The organism is Candidatus Neomarinimicrobiota bacterium (genome assembly GCA_012964825.1).
GTDB lineage: Bacteria > Fidelibacterota > Marinisomatia > Marinisomatales > S15-B10 > UBA2125.
The window spans coordinates 1,201-11,254 of the sequence record DTTI01000032.1 but is presented as its reverse complement, the minus strand read 5'-3'; the positions used below and the strand labels follow the sequence as shown (position 1 = coordinate 11,254).

General features: G+C 47.1%; 6 protein-coding genes. 5 read left to right on the top strand and 1 reads right to left on the bottom strand.

The window, feature by feature from the left end:
• The first annotated feature begins 1,090 nt into the window (after window positions 1-1,090).
• The 5 genes from EYO21_02670 to EYO21_02650 all read left to right on the top strand — a co-directional run bounded on the left by EYO21_02670 (window position 1,091) and on the right by EYO21_02650 (window position 9,266).
• A complete protein-coding gene (locus EYO21_02670; GenBank protein HIB02714.1) occupies window positions 1,091-2,158 on the top strand; it encodes a cytochrome c in 1,068 nt (355 codons plus the stop codon).
• Window positions 2,159-2,517: 359 nt separating this feature from the next.
• Window positions 2,518-3,447: a homocysteine S-methyltransferase family protein gene (locus EYO21_02665; protein ID HIB02713.1), complete on the top strand. Its 930-nt coding sequence runs from the start codon at window positions 2,518-2,520 to the stop codon at window positions 3,445-3,447.
• The gene (locus EYO21_02660) at window positions 3,341-4,360 is read left to right on the top strand and encodes a homocysteine S-methyltransferase family protein (protein ID HIB02712.1); all 1,020 of its coding nucleotides are present in this window, start codon (window positions 3,341-3,343) and stop codon (window positions 4,358-4,360) included. The genes EYO21_02665 and EYO21_02660 overlap by 107 nt, the downstream gene beginning before the upstream one ends.
• A gap of 152 nt (window positions 4,361-4,512) precedes the next feature.
• Window positions 4,513-7,806 (top strand): SusC/RagA family TonB-linked outer membrane protein, encoded by a 3,294-nt coding sequence (locus EYO21_02655; GenBank protein ID HIB02711.1) that lies wholly within the window; start codon window positions 4,513-4,515, stop codon window positions 7,804-7,806.
• Window positions 7,807-7,820: 14 nt separating this feature from the next.
• Window positions 7,821-9,266, top strand: a complete 1,446-nt coding sequence (locus EYO21_02650; GenBank protein ID HIB02710.1) for a SusD/RagB family nutrient-binding outer membrane lipoprotein — start codon at window positions 7,821-7,823, stop codon at window positions 9,264-9,266.
• A gap of 96 nt (window positions 9,267-9,362) precedes the next feature.
• On the opposite strand, the gene EYO21_02645 is transcribed toward EYO21_02650, so the two are convergent.
• Entirely contained in the window at window positions 9,363-10,031 is a 669-nt protein-coding gene (locus tag EYO21_02645) for a hypothetical protein (GenBank protein ID HIB02709.1), read from the bottom strand.
• Window positions 10,032-10,054 lie beyond the last annotated feature (23 nt).

The following is a 10,054-nucleotide window of genomic DNA, read 5'->3' as shown; positions in this document are numbered from 1 at the left end:
AGGATGTGACGGACGGGAATCACTATTCTGTCATGCGGCTGAAGAAGGAGCTTCCCAACCGCACTTATTTTGGTGGCATGTTTACTGATCTTAACCATCTGGGGGAGGGTGGTTATGCCAATCGCGGTTATGCTGTGGATGGTCAACTGGGTATTGGAGAATTGAGTCAAATTGTGGGGTTTGCCGGCATAACGGAAACACCCGGTTTGGATAGGAATAAAGCCTATGCTTACAGGATACAGGCTGGTAGGAACACAAAGCAGGTGTCCAGTTTGCTCTCCTACTCTGAAGTGGGACCAAACTTCAACCCGGAAATGGGATACCTTAAGCGGGAAAACTACCGGAAATGGTCTGGACGAGTCTTTACTCGTTTTCGTCCTGAAGACCTGTTTGGACTTCTGGAATTCAGGCCCCATGTCAATTATGACGGCTACTGGAAACTGAACGGCTTTCAAGAGTCAGGGCGTTGGCATATCGATACACACTGGGAATTCAGGAGCGGTTTTGAGATACATACAGGGACGAACCTTACCAAGGAGGGGGTGCTGGAACCGTTTGAGATTGCATCGGACGTTTTTGTCCCCGCCGCCACCTATGATCACAAAGAAGTTCAGATCATGATAATGACGAACGATGCAAAACAGCTCAGTTTCAGTTCCAGAAACACAATTGGCGGGTTTTTCGGAGGTGAAAGGATTAATCTGACACCCACCCTGAAATTCCGTTACAGTGACAGGTTCACTTCTCAGTTCAGTTTAAACTATAACAATGTTAGTGTGCCTGGTGGAGATTTTGTCACCAATCTGATCAAAGCGAGGCTCACCTACGCTTTTTCTCCAAAGATGTATATACAATCCCTACTCCAGTACAACAGCCAGTCTGATGAGTGGTCCATGAACTGGCGCTTCATCTGGCAGCAATCTGCTGCAACAGGTCTATACCTTGTATATAATGAAACTCAGGATTATGATGGCATTCCCATACAGGCACAGACACGGTCCATTGTGGCGAAATACAGTTATCTTTTTGATGCACTGAATTAAGGGTTTATTTCGGTTTCCGATTTGGGGAACCACGGTATAGAGTTTCAGTGAAATATTTCCTTCCCCTTTTTCTTATAACAGGCCTTACCAATCCCGTGGATGCTGCTGGCAGCTGGGACTCTCACGATGTCTCGGTGCTTACCCTAGGGGAGGCGGTATATACGGCCGGCTGTGTCCCTTGTCATGGGTCAGGAGGAGAAGGGCTGACACCAGATCACCCCAACTATTCAAGCTTTGACCCGCTGCCCGCCGATCTTTCAGATCCCCTTTTTAACAGCACTGAACCAGCAACAGACTGGTTCCTTGTGGTGAAATATGGCGGCCGGCCGTTGGGTCTGTCCGATCAGATGCCGGCTTACGGTGGGGCCTATAGTGATAAGGAGATAGACGCCGTGGTGGTATATCTGAAAACATTGGCGGATACGAAGGGATATCCCCACGGCGATCTCAATTTCCTTCGCCCCATACGTACCATCAAAGTGTTCCCGGAAAAAGAGGCGCTGGTTATCTCCCAATTTGATGGGGGAAGGAATTCAGGAGTTATGAAAAACACCTTTTACTATGCCAACCGTTTTGGAAAGCGGTTTCAGTATGAAATTAAAGCAAGTAAAATAGAAAATTCCGGTAGTACGGAACTGGAGTTAGGCCTGAAACATGCTTTTTTTTCAGATCTGGAAAAAGAACTTTTGCTGGGGGGCGGCTTGGAAGTGGAATTCCTGTTTGAAGATGAACAGAGTAGTGTCTTGGTGCCCTACCTTGGGTTTGCCAAAGGGGCTGGTGATTTTACCGCCCAGGGAAATTTCAGATTGGGTTTACCTTTGAATAATATGAGTGGAGGAAAAGCAGAAATTTCAGCCGTTGGTCACTGGATGCATTCCGCCTGGCCCAGACGCCTGTTCCCCGGACTAGAGGGACGGGTGGTAACCCCGTTTCAAGAAGGGGGAACATTAGAGGTGTCTCTCATCCCCCAGGTCACTATAGGTTTAACAAAGGGAGGTCACGTTGGGTTGGCTGTTGGTATGGAACTGCCTCTTTCAAATCAGGTGTGGGATTACCGATTACAGGCATTCCTGGTATGGGATTATGCCGATGGGGCCCTATGGAATGGGTGGTAATTTCATGACTGAAATCCCCAGTAATTCTTAAATTTGAGTTCATTCATCAACAATCTGGAATTTGTTTTTTCATAACAGCATATTTTCTCGGACATTACACTATGCACCATTTTTGCTAAACTGGACCTGTCTGGACGAAATTAAAGGGTGATTAAATAACAGTATGATTGCATTTAAAGTATTAGACGATAACCTTCTCGACCGCATCCTTTGTTTGTGGCTAGTAAAACTCACTAACCGAGCCAAAATCACCCCATATCATATATATACTGGGTATCGTTCAATGGCAGAAGCAATCCAATTGTAAATGGATTCAGCGTTTCTTAATTTTGCCATTCTTTTTTTCTGATGACAAAACGATGAGTTATTCACGAGTCCAAGAAATTCTCAGCAATGACAGCCATCTCATCATGGATGGTGCTATAGGTACTGAGTTGATGCGCCGCGGCGTCCGTTGGCGACAGCATGGCATCGAAGACGCACCGGATGTAATTCGGCAGATTCATGTGGATTATCTCAACGCCGGCGCCGATGTGATTACCTCCCACACCTTCAACTTGACCAAACGAAACTTTATCAACTTTTTCCGCGACGCCGAACACATGGCGGAGATTGGTGCTCCCAACCTTGAGACGAAGGCTGCCGACCTGTGTCGCCGTGCTGTGACCCTTGCAAAAGAAGCGCTGCAGGAAACCGATAAAACGGGCACGGTCCCTATAGCCGGCTCCATATCTACTGTGAATCACCCGTTCCGGCCCGACCTTTCCCCCGACACTGACGAATGTTCTGCCCATCACCAGGAATGTTCTGAGCTTCTGGCTAATGCCGGTGCCAACTTCATTCTCCTTGAAGGAATGAACAACATAACGGAAATGACGGCAGCAGTCCGGGCGGTAAAGGGAACGGGACTTCCTGTCTGGGTCAGTCTTATCCCGGATACAGCTGGCAATCTCTTAAGCGGAGAACCCTTGAAGGAGGCGGCAGCCATTGCACGGGAAGAGGGTACAGATGCGGTCCTGCTCTCGGGTGCGCCTCTCTCCATTATCACCAATAATCTCTCTGCTGTTTTGGACGGCACACCAGCGGGCGCTCAAGCTACTGTCGGAAGATACAGTCCGCCCAGCTGGAAGCCAGATTTCTATCCACGGTTTGAGGATACCGATCTTACATCCCCGGAACAATATGCCGAGGTTGCCTGCAAATGGTTTGCCAGCGGTGCAAAAATTGTGGGTGGATCCAGTGGAACCACATCAGAACACATCGCCGCCATCAGAGAACAGATGGGATAAGCTTATGAGTTACGATCAACTGAAACAGCAAATTGATGACAGAGAAATCGTACTGCTTGACGGCGGCATTGGCACAGAGATACTGAGGCGGGGCCACACCTGGGCCAGTCATCAGCTTAAAAGTGAGCCGGAAATGAACCTCGAGATTCATCAAGACTATATTCATGCCGGTGCAGACGTCATAACCACCAACACCTTTCAGCTCAGTAAGCGGAGCTTCCGTGCCCATTTTGCCAGCAACGACCACTTGAACGCTACTGGCGCTGAAGGATTGCTGGACAGGGCGAGGGAGCTGATCCAAGATTCAGTAAAACTTGCGGACAAAGCACGCAAGGAAGCCGGTCAGAAAGACACATTCATCGCCGCTTCCATCACAACCCTCGAATGGTGTTTCCGGCCGGACAAAACACCGGATGTGGAACAGATTTATGACGAATATATTGAAGAACTTTCCGACTACGCCGACGCCGGTGCGGATATCTTCCTGTTCGAGACTTTCAATTCTACATCGGAAGGGGAAGTGGCGCTGAAAGCGGCGCAAGAAGTGGGAAAGCCGGCCTGGATCGCTTTCGTCCCTTACAAGGATGGAAAACTACTGGGCGGAGAAACCATGGCTCAGGTGGTGGACGCTATGGGACCGCTCGAGCCAGACGTACTTCTTCTCAACTGCGCCCCACCGGATCACATCACCGCCGGTCTGGAAGAGCTGGCTCCCATCTGGGGCGGACCTCTGGGCGTTTATGCCCACGTTGGCAAATTCAATCCTCCGGAGTGGATGTTCACCGATGAGTATCCCGCCGAAAGGTATCGAGACGAATGTCAGAAATGGCACGACATAGGTGCAACTGTCATCGGAGGATGCTGCGGCACGACACCCGACTATATTTCCCTATTGAAACAGTCATTCGCCTGATTTAATTAGCGCCGATCCGAAAGGGTGAGTTGAAGGTTGCCAAAGGCACAGGCAAGAACCTGTTGAGTGGTTTATACTTTAAAGATTCTTTTTTTGTTTTATTCAATGTAAACAGATTGTAATCTCACCGCCCTTCACTAGGGGAGAAAAAATTGAAGAATAACTTGGAGATCACTACTATGAAGACATTCCGAAGTGCTTTTGTTCTATTTGTTATATCCGGATTTTTGTATGCCCAGTCTTCTATAGAAGGTACCGTTAATGATAACAACGGCGATCCTCTGGTGGGCGCAAATGTTGTTGTGGAAGGTACCGGTTTGGGTACAGCAGTGGCGCTGGATGGTTCGTATACAATTAATGTACCAGCCGGGACGGTGACAGGTCAAACAGTGACGGTAACTGCGTCCTTTATCGGATATCAGAGTTCATCAGCAACTGTCAGTGTCCCAATGAGTGGTTCAGTAGCACAAAACTTTACTCTAGCCGTTGATGCTATTGGATTGCAAGCCATTAGTGTGACTGCCCTTGGTTTCCGGGCTAACCGTGATCAGCAGGGATCAAGCAGTGTGCCTGTTGCTGCAAGTGATATGGCGCGCTCAGGTGAATCGTTAATTGCAAATTCTTTAGCGGCCAAAGCTTCTAACGTTATGGTGAGTGCTGTAAGTGGTGACGCGGGTGCCGGTACTTCTATCAGGATCCGGGGACACAACACCATTTCAGGTGCAAGTCAGCCTCTCATTATTGTTGATGGTGTCCCTATCAACAATTCCCAGATTTATGCCGGTCATTCAAGGTTCGGGGGCACTTCGCAGCAGTCTCGAATGAATGATCTTAATGTTGGCGATATTGGATCTGTGGAAGTATTGAAAGGCGCTTCTGCCGCGGCTCTATGGGGTTCCAGGGCTGCTAATGGCGTGATTGTTATCACTACAAAAGAGGGCGCCGCAGGTAAAATGAAAATGAACTACACACGTACCATGTCGTTCGATGAAATCCATGAACGACTGCCCATGCAGACCGTCTGGGGTCAGGGACGAAATGAAAAGGCGGGAACTCAAGCAGAATCTTGGGGTGATTATATACCTGACCGTAAAGGTGGGGCTGATGACGTGGATACAGGCGGCGACTATTTTGTTTCTGAAGATGGCTCATTCACCCAATACAAAATTACAGGGAAGAACTCGAAAGATCTTTTTGTAGACTCAAATTTTGATCAGGTCTTCAGAACAGGTACCTATGTTCAGGATAATTTTCAGGTCTCCGGCGGTGATGCCACCAAAACGTACCTTTTCAGTTATGGTCGCCTACGCCAGGATGGAATAATCCGGAATTCATTTTATGATCGTGACAATATCAGACTAAATACAAAATTCAGGCTCTCTGACTGGATGACCATGAGCTCCAAAGTTGGTTATACGTACACTGTCTCAAATCGTAGTCAGCGAGGTTCAAATGTGGCCGGTCTTCTGTTGGGTCTTCTCAGAACGGCACCTGACTTTGACATTACTCATTATAAAGGATCATTTGTAGATGTAGCTTCTGATGGGAGTAAAACTGAGTATTCTAACCGGCATCGTGCCTATCGGCGCCAGCTTGGTGGCCCAAGTACCAATCCGATTTACAATAATCCTCTCTGGACAATCAATGAGCAGGAGGACCTGACAAACGTCAATCGCCTAATCCTATCAAATGAAATGATCATCACTCCCAAAGCCGGAACAGATATCGTTCTTCGTGCTGGTTTGGATGGTTTTACCGATAATCGTGAAGGATTTTTTCCACCCGGCTCTGCCGGAGCAGGCTTTAATCCCGGTGTCTTAGATATAGATAGAATCTCCAATCGTGAAACCAATTATGACGTCATTGCACGTCAAAATATATCACTCGGTTCCTCTGCTTCCATGTTGGCGACGGTTGGTTACAATATGAATGATCGTGCTTACAGTACGGCAGAGAGTCATATTACGGGGTTCCTGGTGAACACTGACAAACATACCACCAATGTAAACACATCCTCGGACGCATCTGATGTTTCTAACAGCCGGCTCTTTATTCGCTCAACGAGGACATATGGTATACTCTCAATAGACGCTATGAATCAGATCTATTTGAATATGTCTGGTGCTTTTGAAAACCATTCCACGATCAATGAATCCTATTTCTATCCTGCAGCTGACCTAGCTTATCAGTTTACCGATATGGTCAGCGGAGCGCTTCCCATCAGTTTCGGCAAGTTGAGATTAGCCTATGGTCAAGTGGGTGTAAGGCCGTCTGCTCATCGCTTTGAAACACTTGCGGAGAGTGGATTCGCATATAGTACCTATAGTGACCCTCTCACTGTTGGCTTGTGGGGAGGTGGGTACCGTGTGGATGATGATCAGGGGAATCCTAATCTGAAACCTGAGATTAAGACAGAAACGGAGTTTGGTGTAGATCTTCGTTTCTTTGATGACAAGTTTTCGCTCAGTTTCACTAGCTATCAAAATGAGATAAATGACATGCTCATCAATGTTACTCTTTCTCCCTCATCAGGTTATGACACTCAGTACCAAAATGCAGCCAGGATGAAGAACAGTGGGATAGAGCTTGACGGATCATGGAATATGATAAATCAGACCAATATGGGTTTTGACCTCACTTTCAACTGGGCCACCAATAAGAATGAAGTCTTAGACTTAGCCGGAACGGAAGTTCTTTACTTAGGTTCTGGCTCTGTCAATTCCGTTGCGAAAGTCGGATTCCCCATCGGTTCTCTCTATGGAACTGGATCGCAGACTGAAGATGGCACCGTGGATGGGAAACTGATACTCAATGCTAACGGCTTTCCTCAGATCACATCCTTGCCCATAGTGCTCGGTGATCCGAACCCTGACTGGCGTGGTACTGTTGGTGTGAACGCCCACTGGAAAAACTTCAGACTTAATATCCTTTTCGAACATTCACAAGGCGGCAGGTATTCACCCCGGACACAGTGGGTGCTGCGCCGTTTTGGGACCACCATGGATACAGCTGAAAGGACAACACTCACCCAAGATCTCGTGAACTATGATGGCGATATTGTTGCATCCGGAACGACGATTCGGGGCAAAGTACATGATTTTGGAGGTGGTGACGTAATTCTGGATGAAACTTGGTATCGTCACGGTATAGGTGGCGGTTTTGGAGACAACCAGGCCTACAACTTCTCCGTTAAAGATGCTACTTTCTCCCGCATCAAGGAGTTGTCGCTGTCTTATACACTGACTTCACCTTCCTTCCGGGAGATGACGAGGCTTAGTTCAGTTACGGTTACAGCCACAGCGCGTAACCTGTTTGCATGGTACAAGGAACTGGTCGGTGTTGATCCCCAGGTCAATGTTGGAGGGATCCAGACCGGGTTCGGCTTGGACTACTTTGCCAATCCAAGCACTAAGTCTTATCTGTTCTCAGTAGCGGCAAACTTCTAAGGGAGGGCGAGAAGATGAATATTACCAAAAAGGAATTAACAGTTATGAAAAATCTTTTTTCAGTTTCTCTCGTTGCTATCTTACTGGTTATAACCTCCTGTGAGATTCCGGATGATCTTAATGACAATCCTAACGAGATCACGCTTTCAGATATTGATGCGAGATTATTTCTCAATGGGGCACAGCTGGCCAATACGCTTGTCCAGTGCGGCCATTTGAACCGTATCAGCGGGATGTATTCCGGACAGTTAACGGGGTTTACATCTCTGTATTCGAATATCTACGGTTACTCTCTATCCACCGTTGAATCAAACGATGAATGGAATCTGGTTTACACAGGCGTCATAACAAATACCCGCCATATCAGAGAAACTGCACCAAATGATAATTTGCTGGTGGGAATCTCGAAAATTATGGAAGCCTATGCAGTTGGGACTATGGCAATTCTCATGGGTGACGTCCCTTACTCAGAGATTGGAGGAGAGATTGATGACCCGGCATTTGATTCACAGGTTTCAGTGTTGAACAGTCTGTCATCCCTTTTGGATGAAGGTATTTCTGATCTGAACTCAGCCACCAGCATAAGTGAGGTCTACGACATCTATTTCGGTGGTGACAAAGATAATTGGATTGCCGCGGCGTATACTCTCAAAGCACGCTATGCATTGGTACAAAAAGACTACAGTGGCGCTCTATCTGCAGCCAACAATGGTATTTCTTCTTCGGATGGTGATCTGCTGCATATACCGCGGGGAGACGCTTCTGTTAATGCTGGCGATAAGAATCTGTTCAATACAATTCTGGCCGGATCTCGGACAGGTGATTTAGGTACCGGCAACAGCTATCTCATGCAGTTGCTCAATGACAGCACGGATGTCTACAGAGGCAACGACAAGACAAATGAAACGGCCCGGTTTGCTTATTACCAGATTGATGAAACATCAGCCTCCGGCAACTTGGGTGTAATCGAGCAGTTCGAGCCCCAGCCTATGGTAACATACACAGAGAATCAGTTAATCAAAGCTGAGGCGGCAGCCAGAACATCAGGGTTTTCTGATGGGCTTACGCATTTGAATGCGTACCGTGACTGGTTATCCAGTGGTGGGAGACTTAATTCAAATTTTGACGATTCTGCAAACTATACCTACGATGTATATGTAGAAGCTGATTTCGAAAGTGGCGGTATGGAAAACAGTGACGGTGTTACCAAAGACAAAGCGTTACTTCGTGAGATTATTGAAGAGCGTTACATTTCCGGTTTCGGCAGCTTTATGCCTTTTAACGACCATAGGCGTCTCCGTGGTGCCGGAGAAACGGATCTGATTCCACCATTTCCACTCAACAATACAGCGGCAAGTCAGCATGTTGAGCGTGTTCCATATGCCCAAGATGAGTTGACTTCCAATGAAAATGCTCCTTCAGACCCGGGTCTATATGCTGCTACGGAGGTCAACAAGTAAAACTATAAAAGCCTTAAATCTTAGCGCATCTCCTCGGGTTAGAAATCCGGCGTGAATAAGAGAAAGAATAAACCCTGCTTTACAGCAGGGTTTTGTTTATGAGGTAATTAGGTCTAGTCCGTAGTATTCTTTGAAGAACAGAACAATTGCACGGGAACAGATACCGCTGAATCTCGCTCTGTTTTCTGCAGTATCTCTGATTCCTTCCTTATATAGTTCTATCTGTATAGCACTTATGGTACCACCATCCCGTGATCCGTGGCGAATTGTGCTGTAGCCACCCCGGAAGTAGCCTTCAGTTCCAGGATCAGAAATTTCAACACACGGCACAACGGGATAGTCGTATGCAAACAACATACTTCCTATGCTATTTTCTCCTCGCACAATTGTTGCGAAGTCTGCTGTTGCAAATTGTGCTAATGCTTTAATACTGCTTTTATTGATATAAAGCTCATTGTTTAAAGCAGAGTCCGGGAGCACGTAATCTTCAGTATCGAGCAGATATCCCAGTTCAATTCTTGGCCGACGGCTCTGGCCGTGAATATCAATGTACAGACCACCCTGGAAATATTTTGAGACGGTATCTTTGGCTGACTCAATGTAACCGTGATATTCTGACCAGGCGCTACCCGCATGGCCGTTTCCCTGTGCCGCTTCATTCACGTCTCGGTTCGCATCGAGTTTGGTTCTATGAAGGCGGCAGACAATCAAGTGAGGGAGCTTGCCTGTTATAGCTTTGAGTGAATCAGCAAATGTTCTGGACAATTCTAGAGTATAGGAATCTTTCC

Coding starts and splice junctions, on each gene's coding strand:
- EYO21_02665 (HIB02713.1), top strand. CDS start 2,518: ATGAGTTATTCACGAGTCCAAGAAATTCTCAGCAATGACAGCCATCTC.
- EYO21_02660 (HIB02712.1), top strand. CDS start 3,341: ATGCCGAGGTTGCCTGCAAATGGTTTGCCAGCGGTGCAAAAATTGTGG.
- EYO21_02650 (HIB02710.1), top strand. CDS start 7,821: ATGAATATTACCAAAAAGGAATTAACAGTTATGAAAAATCTTTTTTCA.